Here is a 23,031-nt window from a genome sequence, read left to right on the forward strand (position 1 = left end):
GAGATGCTTCACTGCGTTCAGCAGAACGTCCTTTTTGATTCAGTTATCAGTCGCGGTAGTTCAGCGCTGGCTTGCGGTCGCCCAGCAACGGCTTGTACACGTAGCTGCCCACCTTCTGCTTCAGCTCGGCTTTCGCCTTGGCCACCAATTCGGCATCGCTGAACAGGTCGATGGCCGTGAGGGCCATGGTTTTGGCGGCTACCATCATGCCTTTGCTGCCGATTTCCTTGCCGCTGCACGCCACGGCCTGCCAGCTGTGGGCGGGCGTGCCGGGAATCCAGGTGGCGGCCAGCAGGCCTACGGTGGGCACCACGTAGCTCACGTCGCCCACGTCGGAGCTGCCGCCGAGGTCGCGCAGCAGGTAGGGCGATACTTCGGCGGCCTGGGCCACGGGCGGCGCGGGTGCCCCCAACGACGCCTGAATTTTCTGGCCGAAAGCGGCTTCCTCGGCGGTGTAGCTCACGCCGCCCACCTGCTCCAGATTGCGCTGCAGGGTGTGGGCCAGGGTTTCGTTGATAAGCAAATCGTGCGTGCCGCCAATGATTTCGTAGTCCATGGTGGTGCCGGTGCCCAGGGCGGCGCCCTCGGCGGCTTTCACCACGCGGGCAAACACGGCCTCTACCTCGGCGCGGTTGGGGTGGCGCACGTAGTAATACACCTCGGCGAAGTCGGGCACCACGTTGGGGGCCTTGCCGCCGTTGGTGATGACGTAGTGAATGCGGGTTTCCTGGGGCACATGCTCGCGCATCATGTTTACCATGTTGTCCATGGCTTCTACGCCGTCGAGGGCACTGCGGCCCCGCTCGGGCGCGGCGGCGGCGTGCGCGGCCACGCCGTGAAACCGGAATTTGGCTGATGAATTGGCGATGTACTTGCCCACCATGGTGGCGTTTTCGCTGCCGGGGTGCCAGTGCAGCACGGCATCCACGTCGTTGAACAGGCCGGCCCGCACCAGGTACACTTTGCCGCTGCCACCTTCCTCGGCCGGGCAGCCATACACCTTCACGGTGCCGTGCAGCTTGCCTTCCTTCAGCAGCTTTTTGATTTCGATGCCGGCCGCCACGCTGGCCGTACCGAAAAGGTTGTGGCCGCAGCCGTGGCCCGCGTTCTGCCCGGCAATGGGCGACTTATCGGCCACGGCATTTTGGGCCAGCCCCGGCAGCGCATCGTATTCGGCCAGGATGCCGATAACCGGCTGGCCGCTGCCGTAGGTGGCCACAAACGCCGTGGGGATGTCGGCCACGCCGGCCTGCACCGTAAAGCCGTTTTTGCGCAAGGTTTCCTGCAGCAGCGCCGAGCTTTTGGTTTCCTTGTAGCCCATCTCGGCAAAGCCCCAGATGCGCTGCGCCACTTGCTGGTACTCGGCGTAGTGGGCCTGCAGGTCCTGCAGGGCCTCGGTTTTGAGGGCTTCGGTGGGCGGCAGGGCCGGGCGGAAGGCCACCAGCAGCCCGACGCTCAACAGGGTCAGGGTCGTGTATTTTTTCATCGAATGCATGGGGCGAAGTACGCTAACTTTTAACTGGTTATCCAATTCTGAGCTTTCCGGCAGTAGCTGGCCCCAGCCAGCGCAATTAATTGGGTCGGAGGCATCCGCGCCGGCCGGCTTTACCGCGCCAGCTTCTCGGCCCGCAGCAGGTCGTCGCTCGCTTGCAGCAGCTTGGCGCGCAGCTGCGGGTTGTAGTCCGGATGCGCGGCCAGAAAGGCCCGCACCGTGGCGGCGGCCGTGGCCGATTGGTAGCTGCCCAGCGAAGCCTGCAGCCAGCCGTAGGGAAAGAAAATATCGCCGGTGAGCTGGATTTCCTGGAGCAAATCCAGGCTGGCGGGCAGGTATTTCTCCGAAGTGGCCTGGCGCAGCGGGTGGTGCAGGTAGCCGAGCGCGGCCGTGACCCAGGCCTCTTTGGCGCGGCCGGCTTTGTCTTTCAGCGAGGCAAAAAAAGCGTCGCGGGTAGCCCCGTCGGGCGAAAGGGCAGGCATCAGGAATTCGAGGCGTTGGCGGCGGTCGGGGTTTTTGATGCGGGCCAGCTGCTGGGGCAGAATAGGCGCGGGGGCCGGATAGTCGCGCACGGCCAGCGCCAAGGCCAGGGCGGTGTAGTCGTCCTCGGTCAGTTTCACGCGGGCGGGTGCTTTTTCGGTTTGCCAGATGTGGTAGAGGCGGGCCTGCGCCGGCTGGCTGAGCGCCACGGACTGGTAGGTTTTGAAAAGCAGCTTCTGGGAATTGACCGAGGGGTTTTTCTGCAATGCCGCCCACAGGTCCTTCTCCAACCCCGGCCCCACGGCCTGCCGCTGGGCGGGCGTGAGAAACTGCCAGAAAATGGCGCTGGCCTGCCCCGTGAGCAGCTTCAGATTCAACTCCTCGGGCTCCAGGGTGAGGGCTTGCCGGTACACGCTGAGCAGCGCCAGCGGCCGGATAACCTGGCCGTTGAGCATGTTCTCGTAGAGGTTGACGTAGGCGGCGGCGCGGGCCACCGGGTTTTTCAGCTTCGGAAGCTGCGCGGGCAGCGCCGGGGCGGCCGGAAACACGCCGTAGCCCAGGCCCGACGAGTTGTAGAGCACGAGGCGCGGGGCGGACTCGCCCACGGCCTGGGCTATGGGCACGGTACGCGCGTTCATATTTACGGTCAGTTCTTTGGTGTGGCCGTCGGGGTACATCAGCAGCACTTCAAAGAGCTGGGGCCAGAGGCGGTCGGAGCCATCTTCGGCACGCTGGGTGAGGGCGAGCTGCGTGATTTTGCCGGCGCGGGTTTGCAGGTCGGCGGTGAACACGGGGCGGCCGGGCTGGTTCACCCACACCTGGTTCCAGGCCTGCAGGTCGGCGGGGGTGCGGGCGTCAAGGATTTTGATGAGGTCGGGCCAGGTGGCGTTGCCGTGGGCGTAGGTTTTAAGGTACTCGCGCAGGCCGTCGCGGAAGGGTTCGGGCCCCATCAGGCGCTCCAGCTGGCGCATCATGATGGGGGCTTTGTGGTAGATGATGTTGCCGTAGAGCGAACCCGCGTCCTGCAAATTGGCCAGCGGCTGGCGGATGGGGTTGGCCCCGGCCGTGCGGTCGATGCCGTAGGCGGCGGGGTAGTGGTCGATGACGAACTTAAGGTCGTAGTTCGAGTTTTTGACGGCCACCTGCGTGATTTTATCGGCCATGAAATTGGCAAACACCTCCTTCATCCACACGTCGTTGAACCACTGCATGGTTACCAAATCGCCGAACCACATGTGCGCCGTTTCGTGCGAAGTCAGGTTCGAGCGGGCCAGCACCTGGTCCTGGGTCGCGCCCTCGTCCAGAAACAGCGTCGAGGCCTTGTAATCAATGGCCCCGACGTGCTCCATGCCCCCGTATTGAAAATCGGGAATAGCCACGAAATCAAATTTTTGAAACGGATACGGCAGGCCGGTATACTGCTCCATAAAGGTCAGCGCATCGGCGTGCAGCTGGAAAATGGGGCCGAGGCTTAGCCGCAGCTTGGCGGGGTCGGTTTCGCGGTGCAGGAAGCTCATGGCCCGGCCATTCAGCGTGCGGTTTATGCGCGTGAACTTGCCTGCCGCGAAGGAAAACAGATAAGTACTGATGCTGTCGGAAGTGGCGAAATTAAAAGTTTTAAACCCTGGCACTCTGCCATCGAGAGTGGCCTCAGTCGAGTCATTCAGCGGTGCATTGGCTACCGCCTGCCACAGCCTCGGCACCGTGAGAGCCAGCGTGAACGTGGCCTTCAAGTCGGGCTGGTCGAACACGGGCACGACGGTTCGGGCGCGGTCAGGCACGAGCAGCGTGTAGAGGTACTCATCGTTGCGATTGAGTGACAGCTCGCCCGCCCGCAGATGGATTTCGGCCACGTTGTGGCCCAGGCGCAGGGCGGCGGCGGGCAGTACGAGGTGCTCGTTGCGGTGGTCGAGGGCCACGGGCTGGCCGTTGACGGCGAGGCTGTGCAGGTGGCCGGTGGGCGCTTTAAAGTCAAGCTGCACCGGGTGGCGATTGTCCTTCAGATTGAAGGATACCTGCTCAATGGCTTCGATGGGCTCCGTTTTCAGCGCCGGAACATTCAGGCTGAGGTTGTAGGCTACGCCGCTGATGGTGGACTTGCGTGCCACGGCCAGCGTTTCGGAAACGCCAGTGGTCACGGGCGGGTCGGGCTCGGTGGGCTCAGCGGGCAGCACAGGTTTCGTGGTGGTCACGGACGTGCTGAATATCGGCGCACGGTGGCAGCCGGTGGCAAGCAGTGCGAGCAGAACCGCCCCGGCCCTGCCATATTTACAAAAGCGAAATGTCATTGGAATGGGCCAGTGCTGAGAGCTTCAAAAGTAACCGCTGCTTCGTGAGTACCGTGCTGCCGCCGTCTGCCATATCATTGCCCGTGCGGCTGTACCCGCTGGGCGATGCGGCCGTGGTGCTGGAATTCGGCAACGATATCAGTGCGGCCACGCACCGGGCCATCGCGGCTTTCAGCGCCCGGCTGCTGCGGCAGCCGTTTGCGGGCCTGCGCGAGGTGGTGCCCGCCTTCACTACGCTCACCGTGTATTATGACCCGTGGCTGGCCAGCGGCAACGGCCAGCACCTGCCCTATGAGCGGGTGGCGGCCCAGCTGCGCGAACTACTGCAGGTTTCTGAAAAAGCTGAAGCCGCCGAAGAAACCGAAATAGTGGAAATCCCGGTGTGCTACGGCGGCGCGTTCGGGCCGGATTTGGCCTTCGTAGCCCAACACACCGGCCTGAGTCCGGCGGCCGTTATCGCCCTGCACACGGCCCCCGAATATCTGGTGCATATGATTGGCTTCGCGCCCGGCTTCCCTTACCTGGGTGGGCTCGATGCGCGGCTGGCCACGCCCCGCCGGCCGCAGCCGCGCCCACTAGTACCAGCCGGCACGGTAGGCATCGCGGGGCCGCAAACGGGGATTTACTCGCTGCCCACGCCGGGCGGCTGGCAGCTTATTGGCCGCACGCCCCTGGCGCTGTTCGATGCCGGATGGAAGCAGCCCAGCCGGCTGCGGGCGGGGCAAAAACTGCGATTTGTGGCTATTTCGGAGGCGGAGTTTACGGAAATTCAGCCGCCGCAGCCATGAGTCTGCATATCCTCCGTCCCGGCCTGCTCACCACCGTGCAGGACCTCGGCCGCTACGGCTACCAGCAGCATGGCATCATCGTGAGCGGCGCGATGGATGCCCTGGCCCTGCGCGTGGCCAACCTGCTGGTGGGCAATGCCGAAACCGCCGCCGGACTCGAAATCACCCTGCTCGGCCCCAGAATCTTCTTCGAAACCGACCACCTCATCGCCCTCACCGGCGCGCACCTCTCCCCCACCCTCAACGGGCAGCCGGTGGGCCGAAACCGCGCCGTGTGGGTAGCGGCGGGCGCGGAGCTGGCTTTCGGGCCGGCCGTGGCGGGGTGCCGGGTGTACCTGGCGGTGGCGGGTGGCGTGGCCGTGCCGCTGGTGCTGGGCAGCCGCGCCACGTATTTGCGGGCCGGCTTCGGCGGGCTGGATGGCAGGGCACTGCGGGCGGGCGATGTGCTGCCAGTGGGCGAGCCCTTGCCGCTCGGCACACGGCTCACACAGTCCCTAGCTAGCCCCGGCAGGGCCTGGGTACAGGCCCGCTTCACGCCCGACCCGACCCTGTGCCCGACGCCCCGGCCAGCGCCCATTATCCGCGCCGTGCCCGGGCCGGAGTACGCGCAATTTTCGGCCGCAAGCCAGCGGGCTTTCTGGCGGGAGCCGTTCGCCATCACGCCTGCGGCCGACCGTATGGGCTACCGCCTGCAGGGGCCGAAACTCGAGCGGCCCGCCGCGACGGAGCTGCTGTCGAGCGCCGTTACGCTCGGCACGGTGCAGGTACCGGCCGGCGGGCAGCCCATTGTGCTGCTGGCCGACCACCAGACCACCGGCGGCTACCCGCGCCTGGCGCAGGTTATCAGTGCCGATTTTTCGGCGCTGGCGCAGGCACGGCCGGGGCAGCAGCTGCGGTTTGAGGAAGTAGCGTTGGACGAGGCCCAGGCGCTGTACCTTGCGCAGGAACGGCAGCTGCTGGCGCTGCGGCGGGGCATTGACGCGATTTGCAGAACGGCGTAGAGACGCATCCTTGCGTCTCGTCGTTGAACGGTAACGCGTTAAAAGTCCTGGCGCAAGTCGTTCAACGACGAGACGCAAGGATGCGTCTCTACACCGCTCAACTCTTCCCCTTGCTTATGCCCCCAACCCACTCCGTTGACCTGAACTGCGACATGGGCGAAAGCTTCGGGGCCTGGACCCTGGGCCACGATGCTGCGCTCATGCCCTTCATCACCTCGGCCAACATTGCCTGCGGCTACCACGCCGGCGACCCGGCCGTGATGCGCGCCACCGTACGGGCCGCGCTGCAGCACAACGTGGCCATTGGGGCCCACCCCGGCCTGCCCGATTTGGTGGGCTTCGGCCGGCGCGACATGGCCATTTCGCCCGAAGAAGCCTTTGATATGACGGTGTACCAGTTGGGGGCCATTCAGGCCGTGGCGAAGGCCGAGGGCGGCCGCCTCCACCACCTCAAGCCCCACGGCGCGCTCTACAACATGGCCGCCACCAACGCCGCCCTGGCCACCGCCATTGCCGAAGCCGTGTACAAGGTGCAGCCCGAGTTGGTGCTCTACGGCCTGGCCGGCTCCGAGCTCACCAAAGCCAGCGAGAAACTGGGCCTGCACACCGCCCACGAAGTCTTTGCCGACCGCACGTACCAGGCCAACGGCACCCTCACTCCGCGCCGCCAGCCCGACGCCCTTATCACCGATGCCAACGTTGCCATTGCGCAGGTGCTGCGCATGGTGCAGGGCGGCGGCGTACGCACCCAGCAGGGCACCGACGTGGCCATCCGGGCCGATACCGTGTGCCTGCACGGCGACGGGGGCCACGCCCTCGAATTTGCCCAGCGCCTGAACACGGAGCTACGCGCCGCCGGCGTGCAGCTGCAAGCCACCAACGCAAAAAGCGCCCGATGAAGCCGAAGTTTCGCGCATTCGGCGGGGCCAGCCTGGGGGCGGCATTTCTGATGGCTAATTCGTCCATCGGCCCGGGCTTTCTTACCCAAACCACGGTGTTCACCCAGCAGCTGCTCACCAGCTTCGGGTTTGTCATTCTGATTTCGGTGGTGCTCGATGTAGGCGCGCAGCTCAATACCTGGCGCATCCTCACGGTGAGCGAGCTGCGGGCGCAGGACCTGGCCAACCGGCTGCTGCCGGGGCTGGGCTACCTGCTGGCGGCGCTGGTTATTCTGGGCGGCTTCGCCTTCAATATCGGCAACATTGCGGGCTGCGGGCTAGGGCTGAATGTGCTCACGGGCATGTCGTACGAGCAAGGGGCGCTCATTAGCTGCGGGGTGGCGCTGCTACTGTTCTGGGTGCGCGAAATCGGGAAGATGCTCGACGGCTTCACCAAGATTCTCGGCACCGTCAAGATTCTACTCACGCTGGGCATTGCCTTCAGCGCGCACCCGCCCCTGTTGCAGGCACTGCACCACACGCTGCTGCCGGTGAAAATCAGCGCGGCCGCTATTGTGACGATTGTGGGCGGCACGGTGGGCGGCTACATCACGTTTTCGGGCGCGCACCGACTGCTCGATGCGGGCATCAAGGGCATTGAAAACCAGGCGGAAGTGACGCGCAGTGCCGTGAGTGGCATCGTTATTTCCACGGTGATGCGGTTTGTGCTGTTTCTGGCCATTGTGGGCGTGCTCAGCCACGGGGCCGTGCTGGAGGCCGACAACCCGGCGGCGGGCGTATTCCGCGCGGCGGCGGGTGAGGTGGGCTTTCGGGTGTTCGGGGTGATTTTGTGGAGCGCGGCCATCTCCTCAGTGGTAGGCGCGGCCTACACGTCAGTATCGTTTTTCAAGACGTTTCACCCGGTTTTTGCGCGGTACGAGCGGGCCTGCATCTCGGTGTTCATCGTGCTTTCGACGGGCATTTTCGTATTCATCGGCAAGCCCACACAGCTGCTCATTTTCGCCGGGGCCATCAACGGGCTGATTCTGCCCATCGCCCTGGGCATTGTGCTGGTAGCGGCCACGAGCCGCCGCCTGATGGGCTCCTACCACCACCCCCGCTGGATGCTGGCCGCCGGCTGGGTAGTCGTGCTGGTGATGGGCGGCCTGAGCGTGCCCGTGCTGGTGGAGCAGGTGAGCGGAATGCTGCGGTGAGCGGGTCACCTCACCCCCAACCCCTCTCCCGCGGAGAGGGGAGCCTGACGAAATTCTGCTTAAAACATACTTGAATTAATATCAGAGGCCTGTTTTAGCCAATATCATCGCGCCGCCGTGGCTCCCCTCTCCGCGGGAGAGGGGCCGGGGGTGAGGTGACCCGCGTCTGCGCCGTATAAACTTACATGATGCCCAGCCCCTACCGCCGCGAAACCCTGCTCCAGCAGCTCACAGCCACTCCAACCTGGGACCTCATCGTCATCGGCGGGGGCGCTACGGGGCTGGGCGTGGCGCTCGATGGCCTCAGCCGGGGCTACAAAACGCTGCTGCTGGAGCAGGTCGATTTTGCCAAGGGCACCAGCAGCCGCAGCACCAAGCTGGTGCACGGCGGCGTGCGCTACCTCGCGCAGGGCGATATCGGGCTGGTGCGCGAGGCGCTGTACGAGCGCGGACTGCTGCTGCAGAATGCGCCGCACCTGTGCCACAATCAGGCGTTTATCATCCCGAACTATACCTGGTGGGGCGGCCCGTTCTACACCATCGGCCTGAAGCTGTACGACCTGCTGGCCGGCCGCCTCAGCCTGGGCAAATCCACGCACCTGAACCGGGCCGAAACCCTGCGGCAGCTGCCCACGCTGCACCCGGCCGGCCTGCGCGGCGGCGTGCTGTACCACGACGGCCAGTTCGACGACGCCCGCCTGGCCGTGAACCTGGCCCAAACATGCATCGACCACGGCGGCACGGCCCTCAACTACTGCCCGGTGCGTGGCCTGCTGAAAGATGCCGCCGGCCGCGTAACCGGCGTGCGCGCCACCGACCTCGAAACCGGCCTCGAATACGAGTTAAAAGCGAAAACCGTGGTAAATGCCACCGGCATTTTCGTGGATGAAATCCGGCAGCTTGACGAGCCGAGAGCCCGGCCGCTGGTGCAGCCCAGCCAGGGCGTGCACCTCGTGCTGGACCAGGCGTTTCTGCCCGGCGCGGCGGCCCTCATGATTCCGCACACCGACGATGGCCGCGTGCTATTCGCCGTGCCGTGGCTGGGCCGCATTGTGCTGGGCACCACCGATACGCCCGTGCCCACCGCCACCCTGGAGCCCCGCGCCCAGGAAGCCGAAATCGACTTTCTGCTGCGCACCGCCGCGCAGTACCTCACCCGTGCGCCTACCCGCGCCGACGTGCGCAGCATCTTCGTGGGCCTGCGCCCGCTGGCGGCCTCAACTGCGGGCTCCACCAAAACCAAGGAAATTTCGCGTAGTCACAAAATTGTGGCTTCGGCCAGCGGCCTCGTCACCATCACGGGCGGCAAGTGGACCACCTACCGCCGCATGGGCCAGGATACCATCGACCGGGCCATTAAACTGCGCCAGCTGCCGGCCGCCGCCAGCCGCACGGCGCACCTGGCCATTCACGGCGCGGCCTCATCAACCGAAAACACTCCCGGCCCCGCCCACTTAGCCGCCTACGGCAGCGACCAGCCGGCTCTCCTGCAACTCATTGCCGACAATCTGGCGCTGGGCGCGAAACTGGATTCAGCATTTGAATTTTTACTGGCCGAAGTGGTGTGGGCCGCCCGCCACGAGCTGGCCCGCACCGTGGAAGACGTGCTGGCCCGGCGTGTGCGCCTGCTGTTTCTGGACGCCGCTGCGGCCCTGCGCGCCGCCCCCACCGTGGCCGCGCTGCTGGCCCAGGAGCTGGGCCACGATGCCGCCTGGCAGGCTGGGCAGGTGGCGACGTTCGGGGAGCTGGCGCGGGGATACCAGTTGGCCAGTTAATGAATCAGAAAAATATAGAACGTCATATCGAGCGCAGCTGAGACATCTCGCTCGGAGTAGCAACCCAATAATCAGGCACTTGTGCAGAAGCACCCGTAAGCTCCGGTCTGACCGCCCTAGGCGGTCTGACCGGTTGTCGTGAGGACAAAATCGGGGGTGCTTCAGCCGGTCGGACCGCCTAGGGCGGTCGGACCGGCAGGCCCGAATCGCATACGGGTATTTCTACTTGGCTGTGACGGCACGCGAGATGTATCGGCGGCGCTCGACATGACGTTCTCGCTCAACATGATGTTCTTATGGGTTAGGTGATTACATTAGCCCGGCCTTTTTACGGATAATCGCATGAGCCCTTCACTGGAAACCGCCTCCCCGCCCGCCCCCGGACTTACCAGCCTCGATTTGGCCCCGGTGCCTTTTGCCGAGCGCACCTGGGGTACGGGCCACTACGCCGCGCTCTGGATTAGCATGAGCCTGTGCATTCCGACCTACATGCTGGCCAGCTCGCTCATCGAGGGCGGCATGAACTGGTGGCAGGCGCTGCTCACCATCTTCCTCGGCAATACCATTGTGCTGGCCCCCATGCTGCTCAATGGCCGGGCGGGGGCGCAGTACGGCATCCCGTTTCCGGTGCTGGCCCGCGCCAGCTTTGGGGTGCGCGGGGCCAACGTGCCGGCGCTGCTCCGGGCCATTATCGCCTGCGGCTGGTTCGGCATTCAAACCTGGATTGGCGGCTACGCGCTCTACCAGATGGCGGTGCTGTGGGTGCCGGCGCTGGGCACGCTGCCAGCCATTTTCCCGGCCAGCTGGGGCCTGGCTACCGGGCCGGCGCTGGTGTTTCTCATGTTCTGGGCCTTGAATATGTACGTGGTGTACCTCGGGGTCGATAGCATTCGTAAGCTGCTGGTGTTCAAGGCGTTTTTCCTGCCGCTGGCGGCGTTGGCGCTGCTGTGGTGGGCTATTTCGGCCGGGCATGGGCTGGGGCCGATTTTGGCGCAGCCGAGCAAATTCACGACAAGCGCGCAGTTCTGGGCGTTCTTTTTCCCCTCGCTCACGGGCATGGTGGGCTTTTGGGCCACGCTCTCGCTCAATATTCCGGATTTCACGCGCTACGCCGTCAGCCAGCGGGCGCAGCAGCTGGGGCAGGCGCTGGCTCTGCCCGCGTCCATGACCCTGTTCTCGTTCGTGGGCGTGGTCGTGACGTCGGCCACGTTCATCATCTACGGCAAAACCATCTGGGACCCGGTGGTGCTGGCCGGCCGCTTCGACAGCAAGCTGTTGGTGAGCTTCGCCATGATTGCCGTGGCCCTGAGCACGCTGGCCACCAACATCGCGGCCAACATCGTGAGCCCCGCCAACGACTTCGCCAACTTCTCGCCCGAGCGCATCAGCTTCAAAACCGGCGGCTACATCACCGGCGTGCTGGGCATGCTGATATTTCCCTGGAAGCTCATTGCCGACCCGTCGGGCTACATTTTCACCTGGCTGGTAGGCTACTCCGGGCTGCTGGGGCCCATTGGCGGCATCATGATTGTCGATTACTACCTCATCCGCCGGCAGCAGCTCGACCTGCCCGACTTGTACCAGTACCACGGCCGCTACGCCTACCGGGGCGGCTTCAACCCGGCCGCCATCATCGCCCTCGTCATCGGGGTGCTACCCAATGTGCCGGGCTTCCTCACGGCCATTGGCGTGCTGGAAAAGGGGGCGGTGTGGCCGGCGCTGGCAGCGGTGTACAACTACGCCTGGTTTGTGGGTTTTGGGGTGTCGGGGGCGGTTTATTTGCTGCTGATGCGCAGGCAGCCCACCGAAACAACGGTTCCGGCCAGCGTACGGGCCGGGGAGTTTTCTTCCATTACTTAATAACACGCATCATGGTAGAAGTAAAGCCGCAGGGCGATGTCGTCGTGTTCAATGTGCAGGGCATGCACAAGCTCTGGGCCCTGAAAAGCCAGCTCACCATCCCGCGCTCCCACATTCGCGGGGCCCGGCAGGACGCCGAAGCCGTGGGCCGCTGTTGGAAAGGCTGGCGCGTGGGCACCCACGTACCGGGCCTGCTCACGGCCGGCACATTCTACTTCGAAGGCCGGCAGATTTTCTGGGACGTGGCCAACATCGACCACGCCGTCATCATCGACCTGCACGATGAGGACTACCATCAGCTCATCATCGAAGTAGCAGACCCGGCGGCCGTGCTGGCCCTGCTGAACCCAACCCCAACAGCCACCTAAAACCAGCCACCTATCTGGCGCGCTTGTCCAGCTCGTCGAGGTCAGCCGAGCCCTGGGCCGGCGTCATCCACTGCCAGGGTTGAGGGGCGGCGGGCTCATTCACTTTCAGGTAGTTGAGGCGCACAGCATTGGGCACCACAAACTGGCAGGGCTTGGCCACGGGCCAGCTGCCGAGGCACAGCTGCAGAGGTTTACCGAAGCGCGCCCAGGGCAGCTCCAGATATTGCCCCGCGCCGAGGGTACCCATTTCGTGGCCATCAACATAAACTTTGAGCGGGGGCGCGCCGGCGACCTGGGCCGGGCGGTACACGTAGATGTAGGCCGTATCGGCCTGCACCGAGGTATGCGCGCCGGGGTAGGGCGCAATGGCCCCGGTGCGCATATCCAACCCGTAGGCTGTGGGCTCGGCGCTGTGGTCGGGGATGTAGGTTTGGGCCAGGGCCGCCCCTACCGCCCCGGCAATCATCATTCCCTTCGACTGGCTCTGGGCTTGGGCGGCGGCGTACAATTGGTCATCAAGCGCCTCGCCGACGAACGTAAAAAAGCTCCCCTGACGCATCAGCGGGAAAAACTGCTTGTCGTGGAGCACATATACCTGCTGGCCATCCGAGAAACCCCATAGGTCGGGCGGCACACCGCCGTGGTGCGCGGCCGAGCCCGCCAGCGGCCGCACCCGCGCCACGCGCAGCCACTGGGCTGCGGCCAGCGCGCTCTTGTAGCGCCGACGGATGGTATCGACAAGAAAAGGCGAAACGGTATCGGGTCGGTTGGTCAGAAAATGCTCGAACCGGTAGTATAGCCCCCGGCGCGGCGCTTCGCGCAGAATGGCCGCGCCCCGGCCGGCCGTGCCCAGGGCAGCGGGAGCGTCGGCCGGCAGCTGGGCCATGGTGCGGGCCGGCTGCCGGGCCACGGTAGCCCAGTCGGCATCGGTGGTCTGGCCCAGGCACTGGCTCAGCAGCTGGGTCAGGTGGCCAGCGTGGCGGCCGGTGGTTTCGTAGCCGTAGGCGCTGGCATGCGCCCCAACGCCCCGCACAAAGTGGTAGCCATCAGCAAGGTGCTCGTACACATCGGCCGTCAGCTCCGCGATGGCCTGCTGCTTTTTGCCGCCCATGATTTCGCCAATGTGCAGGCTGCGCACGCACAGCACCACGGTATGCCCGCCCGCCGCCCGCACCGGCAGCTGGATTTGCAGAAAGCTGGTGAGCTCCGTTTCCAGCCCCTGCCGGAAGGCCACGGCGGCCGATTTTCCATTCAGCCCCCGATACACGATGCCGATGGGCGGCTGTCCGGCGCGGCCGTCCACCACCTTCTCCACGCCCAGCGTGTTGTCGGACAGGGTCAGGGCCTGGTTGGTCAGGTCGAGATAGTAGGTTTGGGCGCGGGCGGCCAGGCTGGTGCTGGCCAGCAGTGCCGCGAGTAGAAATGTTTTCACGGAAAGAAAGGCGATTGCAGCCTCAAGATTAGGCACGATTTCCCGGACTACCGACCCGGCAGCCACCGAGGGGCCGGGCGGCGCGGCAGCCGCTAGCGCAACAACGTTTTCTTAAAGCTTTTGAAATCCTGCAGCGTAATCAGCGGGCCTTTTAGCCGGTGTAAGTCGCCCCCGCTCACGATGCCGAAGCCGGGCAAGGCATAAGCCATTGGCGAGATGGTGCCGTAAGCCTGCCACGCCATCCGCACGAAGGCGACCCCCGGAGAGACTTCGTGCACGGCTTTTTCATATTCAGGCCGCGCTACGAACTGATACGAATAGGGATAGACTTGCTTTATCTGCGCGTCGGTCAGGCCGGGCGCACGGTCGTCCTGACACAACAGCAACAGAGGGGGCGTGCTGCCCGACTTCACGCGTTGCGGGCCAGTCCCGGCGGCGTACTGCTCCAGTATTTTCACGCAGTACAGTGCATCGCTCGGGTTCGGCGTGTTATTGAGTAGGGGCTCATTGTGCACTGTAAAATCAATCTGCTTCAGGAATATGCGCAGGCGGAAGCTCAGCAATTCGTCGCGGTGCCCCGCTAGTACCGGGCCAGGCTCGCCATAGCGGCGCATGGGAGGCGGGGCATCGAGGTAGTCGACCGCATCAAAATCAAGCACGTTGAGCTGGCCGGTATTGGCCGCTACCAAGGCCGCCAGCTCAGCTTCTGACTTATATTCCACCTTCGGGGAAAACGTCCAGCCCGGGCCGGCCACCTCTTTTAGCAGCGCGTTGCCCAAGGCAATAGATTGTTGATAAGCCCGCAGGCCGTCGGGCTTTTTGGCCAGCTTTTTCAACTGCTTCTCGTCCTCCTGCTTCACCACGACCAGCAGCAGTTGGGTCCGCAGCAGCTGGGTTTCCTGGGCGCGGTCGCGCTTGAATTCGGCGATAGAGCGGGAAAACTGGGCAAAAACCGGCGCACTCAGCAACAGGCAGCAGCACAGGCAGAAGTAGAATAGACGCATTGAATTGGAAATAGCTATGAAAAGGTGCGGCTAAAGCTACGGAGATTTCGCCCCGGGCAACAAATGCGGCACCAGCCACTCCGTAAGCGGCAATAGTTGGCCTGCCAGGCCGCAGCCCGCGTATAGCAGCGTTGCCGGCCTGATTCCGGCGATGCTTTTTCCCATTATGCCAACAACTCCTTCCCCCTCCCCCACTAATCTCGCCGGTTTCGTGCGCGTGCGCGGGGCCCGCGAGCACAACCTCAAAAACGTCGATGTCGACATTCCCCGCGATGCCCTCGTCGTGTTCACCGGCGTGTCGGGCTCCGGCAAGAGCAGCCTGGCGTTCGGCACGCTCTACGCCGAGGCCCAGCGCCGCTACCTGGAGTCGGTGTCGCCCTACGCCCGCCGGCTTTTTCACCAAATGGCAGTGCCCGAAGTGACGAGTATTGAGGGGTTGCCGCCGGCCGTGGCCCTGCAGCAGCAGCGCGGCGCGCCCAGTACCCGCTCGTCGGTGGGCTCGGTCACCACGCTGTCCAATTTGCTGCGAATGCTGTACTCGCGGGCCGGCGACTACCCGGCCGGCCAGGGCATCATCTACGCCGAAGCCTTTTCGCCCAATACCGCCGAGGGGGCCTGCCCCACCTGCCACGGCCTGGGCCGCGTGTATGAAGTGACGGAGCAGACGATGGTGCCCGACCCCACGCTTACCATTCGGGAGCGGGCCATTGCGGCCTGGCCGCAGGCCTGGGGCGGCCAGAACCAGCGCGACATTCTGGTGAGCATGGGCTATGATGTGGACACGCCCTGGCAGGATTTGCCGCAAAAGGACCGCGACTGGATTCTCTTCACCGATGAGCAGCCGGTGCTGCCCGTGTACCCCGGCTACTCGCCCGAGCAGACCCAGCGGGCCATCAAGCGCCGCGAGCAGCCCAACTACATGGGCACGTTCACGGGCGTGAAACGGCATGTGCTGCACACCTTCGCCACCACCCAAAGCGCCTTGATGAAGAAGCGGGTGGCCCAGTACATGCTGGGTTCCGACTGCCCCACCTGCCACGGCAAGCGCCTGCGCGTGGAGTCGCTGTCGGTGAAGTTTGCCGGGCTGGATATTGCCGAAATGTCGCGCCTGCCCCTGAAGCGGCTGGCGGCGCTGTTGCAGCCCTTTGCCGAGGGCACGGCCAGCCGGCAAAAGCACGATACCGAGCATCCGGAGCAGGCCATCGTGGCCCGGCGCATTGCCGAGGATTTAGCGGCGCGGCTCACGGTATTGCTCGATTTGGGTTTGGGATATTTGTCGCTGGAGCGCGGCACGCCCACGCTGTCGCCCGGCGAATTGCAGCGCCTGCGCTTGGCTACGCAGCTCTATTCCAACCTCTTCGGCGTGGTGTACGTGCTCGATGAGCCCAGCGCCGGCCTGCACCCGGCCGATACCGAGGCCCTTCTGCAGGCCCTGGCCGGCCTGCAACGCGCTGGCAACTCGTTGTTCGTAGTCGAGCACGATTTGGACGTTATCCGCCAGGCCGACTGGCTTGTAGACGTGGGCCCGGCCGCCGGCGAGAAGGGCGGCCAAATACTCTACAGCGGCCCGCCCGAAGGCCTGAAATCCGTGCGGGAATCGCAGACGCGGCAGTTTCTCTTCGATGCCCCCGCGCTGCCCGAAGCGCCGCCCCGCACCCCCACCGGCTGGCTGAAACTGGCCGGCGTGACCCGCAACAACCTCGAAAACCTGGCCGTGGACTTCCCGCTGGGCGTGTTCACCACCGTTACGGGCGTATCGGGCTCGGGCAAATCCAGCCTCGTGAGCCAGGTGTTGGTAGAATTGGTGGCCGAAAGCCTGGGCCAGGAAATCGCGCCCGAGGAAGAAGAAGCCGACGCCCTGGCGCAGCCCGCACCCGTCACGCTGGGCGGCCACATCACCGCTGGCCTGGAAAACATCAAGCGCCTGGTGCGCGTCGACCAAAAGCCCATTGGCCGCACGCCGCGCTCCAACATGGCCACCTACACCGGCCTGTTCGACCACGTTCGCAAGCTCTTCGCCGCCACGCCCGAGGCCAAAAAGCGCCGCTACGATGCCGGCCGCTTCTCCTTCAACGTGGCCAAGGGCCGCTGCGAAAACTGCGCCGGCGAAGGCTTCGTGATGGTTGAGCTGCTGTTCTTACCCAGCGTGTACGCGCCCTGTCCCGTCTGCCACGGCGCGCGCTACAACGCCAAAACCCTCGAAGTGCAGTACCACGGCCGCAACATCGCCGAGGTGCTGGGCCTGACCGTGGACGATGCCTGGGAGTTCTTCGCCGACGAGCCCGCCATTTTCCGCGCCCTCACGGTGCTGCGCGAAGTGGGCCTGGGCTACCTGCGCCTCGGCCAGCCCGCCACCGAGCTCAGCGGCGGCGAGGCCCAGCGCATCAAGCTCGCCACCGAGCTGCAGCGCATTGGGCGCGGCAACACGCTCTACGTGCTCGATGAGCCCACCACCGGCCTGCACCCTTCGGATGTTGAGAAGCTGATGCTACAGCTCGAAGGGCTGGTTGAAGCCGGCAACACGGTCATCGTGGTGGAGCACGACATGCGCGTAGTAGCCGGCTCCGACTGGGTTATCGACATCGGCCCCGGCGCGGGCGAAGACGGCGGCCGCGTGGTAGCCGCCGGCCCGCCGCGCACGGTGGCCCTGGCCAAGGGTAGCCGCACGGCACCGTATCTGCGGGCGTTTTTAGCACCGCAATTGGCTGGCATTCTCCGGTGATTGCGGCTATCTTGCCGGCGGTTGCCGGTCCACACGGCAGTGCCGCCCCTTTCCAACCAATTCGCCCCAAGCCCTAACGCGATGAAACGCCCTTTTCTCCTTCTCGCCGCCGGGCTACTCGCGGTGGCCTGCCAGAAAAAAGACCCCGAGATAACGCCCCGCGAAACCGAAGACCCAGACTGGATAAAACTGGAAATCAAGACCGTTTTTTCTGGCGATGAAGCGTATTCCATTTGGGGTGACATTGATAAAACCTTGCTGGTTTCGACGAAAGCACACATTTTCTCAACTTCTGACCAAGGCAAAACCTGGCAGGAGCGAAAGAATTTTTACAGTACCACCTATGGCTTTGTGTCGCGCAACGATACCCTTTTCGCCCTCAGTAACTACCGTACCGATGCCCAGGGCGAAAAAACGGCCTCCTACGTCGACTATTTCACTACTGACCTTGGCAAAACGTGGGCGTATATTAACATCCTCCCCCGCGGCTATGAGAAATACCATAACCTCAGCCAGCCCTTTGGCCGGGTAGAAGCCGCCGGCATTACGTACCGCACCCGGGAAAATACCGAGCCCATAGCTAACTCCACGAGCCGTCTGGTAGTGGCCTCCGACCTACTGCGGACCGACGCAACCGGCCAAACCAAAATGCGCCTTCCGGCCGGCCACTACCTGAAAGGCCTGTACCTCGATGCGCAACAGCGGCTATACGTAGCCGCCTCCGGCCTCCGCTTCGATACGACCACCGGCAAGGCCATCGACCCCACGATGGGCCGCCCGGCGGTGGTCTACATCTCGCGCCGGCCACGCCCGTAGGTTCTCTGCGCAGAAGCTCCCACCAACGAGAAATGCCTGCGTAATCAAGTCTCATGGACCCAAATAACTCCTTACCCGCCAGCGCCTTCCAACGCCAGGACGAAACCCCCGACGCGGAATTTTACCACCACCCACGCTTCGTCACGCACATCGACGACGCGGCCATTGCCGCCGTCACCCAGCTCTACCGCGAGTACTTCGTACCCGACAGCACGCTGCTCGATTTGATGAGCAGCTGGGTGAGCCACCTGCCGGCCGATGTTGCCTACCGCCGCGTGGTGGGCCTGGGCATGAACGCCGCCGAGCTTAGCGCCAACCCGCGCCTCAACGACCTCGTGGTGCAGGACCTGAACGCGCAACCCACCCTGCCTTTCGCCGACCAGCAATTCGACGGTGCCGCTATCTGCGTATCCATCGACTACCTGACCCAGCCAGTAGCTGTGTTGCGCGAGCTGGCCCGCGTGCTGCGCCCCGGGGCCCCGTTGGTCATCACCTTCTCCAACCGCTGCTTTCCCAGCAAAGCCGTGGCCGCCTGGCACGCCCTCGACGACCGCGGCCACCTGGCCCTGGTGCGTCAGTATTTACTGGCCGCGGGCGGTTGGCACGCCATTGAGCTACTCGACCGCAGCCCGCAGCCGCCCGGCCATTCCGACCCGTTGTTTGCCGTGGTGGCCCGGACCAACGCCGGGCTCATGCCGTGATATAATGGCAGGAAAAAGAAAAAGGCCGTTTTCCATGTGGAAAACGGCCTTTTCTTAGGTAGCGGGGACTGGACTCGAACCAGTGACCTTTGGGTTATGAGCCCAACGAGCTACCAACTGCTCCACCCCGCACTGTTTTGGTGCTGCAAAGGTAGCACAAGTTTTTGGCCGATACAAGCCGGCCAGCTGCATTTCTGCTATGCCGGGGGCATTTACCCGACCAATACATGGGTGGCAGTCTGGTTATCCGAAGGTTAAGCCCTCACAAAAAAATTCAACTACAGTCTTTGCGGCTGGCTAATGGGCGGCAACCACCGCCTGAGAAGCCTTGCGGTACCGGAAGCGTTTTTTGAGCCGGTCCAATGGTGCTTCCACAAAATACCAGGAGGCGGCAGCTATATGGCACCAGCAGCGTGGGCAGCGGCCCATGCAGGAGACACACCCGGCGGCGCAGTACATATATCGAACGAAAAGCCCGCGAAATTGCGCGGCAGTTGGCCGGCCGGAACCGGGGAGCCGGCTTTGTGCGGACCTTTGCCCTCCCACCCCGCCGCCCGGCGGCTTATTTGCCTGTTTGCTTATGTCTGATAAACGCTCGCCCGCCCTGGGCTTCATTTTCATCACCATCCTGATTGATGTTATCGGGCTGGGCATCATCATTCCGGTGGTGCCCAAGCTCATTCAGCAGCTCACGGGCGAGGGGCTGAGCCGGGCGGCGATATACTCGGGCTGGCTGACGTTTGCCTACGCGGCGGCGCAGTTTTGCTTCGCGCCGGTGGTGGGCGGGCTCAGCGATAAGCTGGGGCGGCGGCCGGTGCTGCTGGCCGCGCTGCTGGGCCTGGGGCTCGACTACGTATTCCTGAGTTTTGCGCCCACGCTGGCTTGGCTGTTTGTGGGGCGCGTGGTGGCGGGCATCACGGGGGCCAGCTTTACCACGGCCACGGCCTACATTGCCGACATCAGCACGCCCGAAAAGCGGGCCCAGAACTTTGGGATGGTGGGCGCGGCATTTGGCATTGGTTTCATCATTGGGCCGGCCATTGGCGGGCTGCTGGCCGGCTACGGGGCGCGGGTGCCGTTTATGGTGGCGGCAGGGCTGAGCCTGTGCAATTTCCTGTACGGCTTTTTTGTGCTGCCCGAGTCGCTGGCTCCCGACAAGCGCCGGCCGTTTCAGTGGCGGCGGGCCAATCCTGTGGCCTCGCTGCTGCGGCTGGGCAAGTACCCCGCCACGCTGGGCCTGGTGGCCGCGCTGGTGCTGCTGTACCTGGCGGGCTCGGCCACCCAGTCGGTATGGACGTTTTACACCATGCTTAAGTTTGGCTGGACCGAGCGGCTGGTGGGCATTTCGCTGGCCGTGGTGGGGCTGTGCACAGGGCTGGTGCAGGGTGGCCTGGTGCGGGTGGCCATTCCGAAGCTGGGCGCGGCCCGGGCCATCGTTATCGGGCTGCTGTGCTACACGGTGGGCTTCGTGCTGTTTGCCTTCGCCTCCCAGGGCTGGCTGATGCTCGTTTTCATTGCCCCCTATTGCCTGGGCGGCATTGCGGGGCCGGCGCTGCAAAGCACTATTTCGGGTCAGGTGCCGGCCACTGAACAGGGCGAGCTGCAGGGCGCCCTCACCAGCCTGATTAGCGTAACGGGCGTGGTGGGGCCCTTGATGATGAGCTACTTGTTTGGCGAATTTACCCGCAAAGGGGCCCCGGTTTATTTTCCGGGGGCACCCTTCATGCTGGGGGCAGTGCTGGCGCTGGGCAGCGTGGCGCTGGCCGTGTATTCGCTCAAAAAGCATCCACCGGTGGCCACTGGCACAACTGTGGCGGAGGCGATACCGGCGCACTAGCCGCCCAACTGCCCTGCCGCAACCGCCGGAGGGCCTTACTTTACGGCTCAATCTCTTCGCCCATGATACCCGAACCTCCGCAGTCGCTGCTTCAGCTTGGTCACCGCCCCGATTTGGGCATTCTGGTGGGCCGCTGGGCGTATCAGCCAGTGCAGCCCGAACTTCCGGCGGTGTATCAGCACGTTGAGACCGTGGCGCTGGCAGAAAACTGCCGGTTCTGGCTCCAGGATATCCGCCGCCGCACCCTCAACGACCCGCAGACGACGGCCTGGCTGCTCAACGACTTTTTTCCCGGCATGGCCCGGCGGCTGGGCGGCCGGCTGTTTGTAGCCTACCTGGTGGGACCTACTTTGCACGAGGCCATCCTGCAGCAGCCCGGCTACATATCGGCCGAGGCCTATGACGGCAAGCCCTTCGCCATCTCGTTTTTTGGCGATGAGGGCGAAGCCATTCGCTGGCTGCAAACGCAGCAGAGCGGACTCCGCTAATTTTTTTCAGCTTACAAAACCCCTTTTTCAGCTCGAAAAAGGGGTTTTTGCTTTACCGGAAATCTTTTTTCAGTACCAGTCATTTCATAATTACGAAATTTTCGTAGATTTACGACACAATCGTATTACTCCTTATGGCCACGCCCCTCGAACGCCTCACCCAACCCGAAGAAGACGCCCTGCGCGTGCTCTGGCCGCTGCCCGCCGGCGGCTTTGTGAAAGACGTGCTCGACGGCCTGCCCGCGCCGCCGCCGCCCTACACCACGCTGGCCAGCACCCTGCGCAATCTGGAGCGCAAGGGCTACGTGCGCAGCGAAAAGCTGGGCAACTCCTACCGCTTCGTACCCCTGGTGACGGCCGACGACTACCAGCGCCGTTCGCTGGGCACGCTGGTAAAGCAGCATTTCCAAAACTCCTACAAAGACTTGGTGTCGTTTTTCGCGCAGGAAAACAAGGTGAGCGCCGCCGATTTGCAGGAGATTATCAAGCTCATCGAAAGCAAAAAGGAGGACTAGCCATGTCGCCGTCGACACCCATTCTGCTGTATTTGCTGAAGGCTAACGTGGCGCTGCTGCTCTTTGCGGCGGCGTATTTCGGGCTGCTGCGGCGGCTCACGTTTTTCAATTTAAACCGGGCTTATCTGGTGTTCGCGCTGCTGTTTGCGGCCGGATACCCGGCCCTGCCCCTGCCGGCGCTGCTGCCGGCCGAGGCCACTCCCACCGGAGTCTTTGCGTTGGTGGGGACTACGGGGGCCGCCCCCGGTGCCGCTCCGGTGGTGCCCGTGGCCCCAGCGGTAGATTGGGCCGCCGTGGGAGTGGCCTTGTATGCGGCGGGCACGGCCGTGCTGCTGGCCCGGCTGCTGGGGCAGCTGCTGGCACTATGGCGGCTGCGGGCACGGACGCGGCCGGCGGTAGCCCACGGCCTGCCGGTGCGGGCGCTGGCGGAGGCCGTCAGCCCGTTTTCCTTCTGGCAAACCATTTACCTGAACCCCGACCAGCACCCCGCCCCCGAGCTGGCTGCCGTGCTGCGCCACGAGCAGGTGCACGTGCGCCAGTGGCACACCCTGGATGTGCTGCTGGCCCACTTAGCCCAGGCAATGGCCTGGTGCAACCCGGCGGCGTGGCTGCTGCGCCGCGCACTGCTCGACAACCTCGAATACCTGGCCGATGAGGCCGTGCTTAAAACCGGCCTAGTTGACCGCCGCGCTTACCAATACAGCCTGCTGCGCCTCAGCCACGCGGCGGCAGTGCCTTCCCTTGTTTCCTCTTTCACATTTCCAACCCTCAAAAACCGTGTACTTATGATGAATTCTCCGGCTTCCGCATTGGCCCAGACCGGGCGCTATTTGCTGGCCCTGCCGCTGGCGTTGGGCCTGGCCGTGGGCGTGGACGCGGCACTATCGCCCGCTGCCGCCGCGCCGGCCGCCCAAACCATTGCGCCCGGCCCGGCCGTGTACTACCTCGATGGCAAGCTGAGCGACAAGGCAGCGGTAGATGCCCTCGACCCCCAAAGCATTGTTTTCATGAACGTGCTGAAGGCCGAAACGGCCCGTAAGGTATTTGGCTCGGCGACGGGCGGCGTGATTGTCGTGGTTACCAAGGCCTACGAAAACTCGGCGGAGGTGCGGACGCTGAACGACAAAATTGCCAAAGTAGCCCCGCTGGTGCCTGGCACCGAAACGAAGGCCGAGGTAAATGTGCTCACGCCAACTGCCCTGGCTTACATCACCAAAACCCACCCCAACTCGCGCATCATCGGCGTTACAAAGCTGAGCTACCCCAGCACGGGAGAAGTGCGCTACAAAGTGCAGCTGGCCGAAGGCACCCGGCCGCACTACGCCTACTTTGATGAAAAAGGCAACGTGGTGAAGCCGTAATGGCCCTTTAG

At 64.1% G+C, this 23,031-nt stretch carries 18 protein-coding genes and 1 tRNA gene; 14 read left to right on the top strand and 5 right to left on the bottom strand.

Going from position 1 to position 23,031, the window contains the following annotated elements; translation table 11 throughout:
* Positions 1 to 46: 46 nt before the first annotated feature.
* Together HBN54_RS01255 and HBN54_RS01260 are read right to left on the bottom strand one after the other, a co-directional pair.
* On the bottom strand, positions 47 to 1,486 hold the full coding sequence (locus HBN54_RS01255) for an amidohydrolase (RefSeq protein WP_168671327.1): 1,440 nt from the start codon (positions 1,484 to 1,486) through the stop codon (positions 47 to 49).
* 119 nt (positions 1,487 to 1,605) lie between these two features.
* Positions 1,606 to 4,164, bottom strand: a complete 2,559-nt coding sequence (locus tag HBN54_RS01260) for a M1 family aminopeptidase (RefSeq protein WP_317170077.1) — start codon at positions 4,162 to 4,164, stop codon at positions 1,606 to 1,608.
* Positions 4,165 to 4,304: 140 nt separating this feature from the next.
* Between HBN54_RS01260 and pxpB the strand changes: the two genes are divergently transcribed.
* The 7 genes from pxpB (at position 4,305) to HBN54_RS01295 (ending at position 12,144) form a co-directional block, all read left to right on the top strand.
* Positions 4,305 to 5,048, top strand: a complete 744-nt coding sequence (pxpB, locus tag HBN54_RS01265; RefSeq protein ID WP_317170078.1) for a 5-oxoprolinase subunit PxpB — start codon at positions 4,305 to 4,307, stop codon at positions 5,046 to 5,048.
* Positions 5,045 to 6,049 carry a 5-oxoprolinase subunit C family protein gene (locus HBN54_RS01270; RefSeq protein WP_168671329.1) on the top strand — a complete coding sequence of 335 codons (1,005 nt, stop codon included), beginning with the start codon at positions 5,045 to 5,047 and terminating at the stop codon, positions 6,047 to 6,049. The genes pxpB and HBN54_RS01270 overlap by 4 nt, the downstream gene beginning before the upstream one ends.
* A gap of 116 nt (positions 6,050 to 6,165) precedes the next feature.
* Entirely contained in the window at positions 6,166 to 6,948 is a 783-nt protein-coding gene (locus HBN54_RS01275) for a LamB/YcsF family protein (protein WP_168671330.1), read from the top strand.
* Entirely contained in the window at positions 6,945 to 8,141 is a 1,197-nt protein-coding gene (locus HBN54_RS01280) for an NRAMP family divalent metal transporter (protein WP_168671331.1), read from the top strand. The genes HBN54_RS01275 and HBN54_RS01280 overlap by 4 nt, the downstream gene beginning before the upstream one ends.
* 185 nt (positions 8,142 to 8,326) lie before the next feature.
* Positions 8,327 to 9,916 carry a glycerol-3-phosphate dehydrogenase/oxidase gene (locus tag HBN54_RS01285; protein ID WP_235955337.1) on the top strand — a complete coding sequence of 530 codons (1,590 nt, stop codon included), beginning with the start codon at positions 8,327 to 8,329 and terminating at the stop codon, positions 9,914 to 9,916.
* A 342-nt stretch (positions 9,917 to 10,258) separates the two neighbouring features.
* Positions 10,259 to 11,776 carry an NCS1 family nucleobase:cation symporter-1 gene (locus HBN54_RS01290; RefSeq protein WP_168671332.1) on the top strand — a complete coding sequence of 506 codons (1,518 nt, stop codon included), beginning with the start codon at positions 10,259 to 10,261 and terminating at the stop codon, positions 11,774 to 11,776.
* A gap of 11 nt (positions 11,777 to 11,787) precedes the next feature.
* Entirely contained in the window at positions 11,788 to 12,144 is a 357-nt protein-coding gene (locus HBN54_RS01295) for a hypothetical protein (RefSeq protein ID WP_168671333.1), read from the top strand.
* A 10-nt stretch (positions 12,145 to 12,154) separates the two neighbouring features.
* On the opposite strand, the gene HBN54_RS01300 is transcribed toward HBN54_RS01295, so the two are convergent.
* Both HBN54_RS01300 and HBN54_RS01305 read right to left on the bottom strand, forming a co-directional pair.
* On the bottom strand, positions 12,155 to 13,576 hold the full coding sequence (locus HBN54_RS01300; protein WP_168671334.1) for a hypothetical protein: 1,422 nt from the start codon (positions 13,574 to 13,576) through the stop codon (positions 12,155 to 12,157).
* Positions 13,577 to 13,668: 92 nt separating this feature from the next.
* Entirely contained in the window at positions 13,669 to 14,580 is a 912-nt protein-coding gene (locus HBN54_RS01305) for a hypothetical protein (protein WP_168671335.1), read from the bottom strand.
* Positions 14,581 to 14,746: 166 nt separating this feature from the next.
* Between HBN54_RS01305 and uvrA the strand changes: the two genes are divergently transcribed.
* The 3 genes from uvrA to HBN54_RS01320 all read left to right on the top strand — a co-directional run bounded on the left by uvrA (position 14,747) and on the right by HBN54_RS01320 (position 18,819).
* Positions 14,747 to 17,302: an excinuclease ABC subunit UvrA gene (gene uvrA, locus HBN54_RS01310; protein WP_168671336.1), complete on the top strand. Its 2,556-nt coding sequence runs from the start codon at positions 14,747 to 14,749 to the stop codon at positions 17,300 to 17,302.
* Between the two features lie 81 nt (positions 17,303 to 17,383).
* Positions 17,384 to 18,118: a beta propeller repeat protein gene (locus HBN54_RS01315; protein WP_168671337.1), complete on the top strand. Its 735-nt coding sequence runs from the start codon at positions 17,384 to 17,386 to the stop codon at positions 18,116 to 18,118.
* 53 nt (positions 18,119 to 18,171) lie between these two features.
* Complete coding sequence (locus HBN54_RS01320) at positions 18,172 to 18,819, top strand: class I SAM-dependent methyltransferase (protein WP_168671338.1); 648 nt, start codon at positions 18,172 to 18,174, stop codon at positions 18,817 to 18,819.
* Positions 18,820 to 18,878: 59 nt separating this feature from the next.
* Here the strand turns inward: HBN54_RS01320 and HBN54_RS01325 are convergent.
* Positions 18,879 to 18,951: transfer RNA gene (locus HBN54_RS01325), tRNA-Met, on the bottom strand.
* 448 nt (positions 18,952 to 19,399) lie between these two features.
* Here HBN54_RS01325 and HBN54_RS01330 point away from each other — a divergent pair.
* The 4 genes from HBN54_RS01330 to HBN54_RS01345 all read left to right on the top strand — a co-directional run bounded on the left by HBN54_RS01330 (position 19,400) and on the right by HBN54_RS01345 (position 23,020).
* Positions 19,400 to 20,656: a TCR/Tet family MFS transporter gene (locus tag HBN54_RS01330; protein WP_168671339.1), complete on the top strand. Its 1,257-nt coding sequence runs from the start codon at positions 19,400 to 19,402 to the stop codon at positions 20,654 to 20,656.
* Between the two features lie 62 nt (positions 20,657 to 20,718).
* Positions 20,719 to 21,144, top strand: coding sequence for a hypothetical protein (locus tag HBN54_RS01335; RefSeq protein WP_168671340.1), 426 nt, complete (start codon positions 20,719 to 20,721; stop codon positions 21,142 to 21,144).
* A 134-nt stretch (positions 21,145 to 21,278) separates the two neighbouring features.
* Entirely contained in the window at positions 21,279 to 21,659 is a 381-nt protein-coding gene (locus HBN54_RS01340) for a BlaI/MecI/CopY family transcriptional regulator (RefSeq protein WP_168671341.1), read from the top strand.
* A 2-nt stretch (positions 21,660 to 21,661) separates the two neighbouring features.
* The gene (locus tag HBN54_RS01345) at positions 21,662 to 23,020 is read left to right on the top strand and encodes a M56 family metallopeptidase (RefSeq protein ID WP_168671342.1); all 1,359 of its coding nucleotides are present in this window, start codon (positions 21,662 to 21,664) and stop codon (positions 23,018 to 23,020) included.
* Positions 23,021 to 23,031: the final 11 nt, after the last annotated feature.

Source organism: Hymenobacter artigasi (assembly GCF_012275535.1).
GTDB lineage: Bacteria > Bacteroidota > Bacteroidia > Cytophagales > Hymenobacteraceae > Hymenobacter > Hymenobacter artigasi.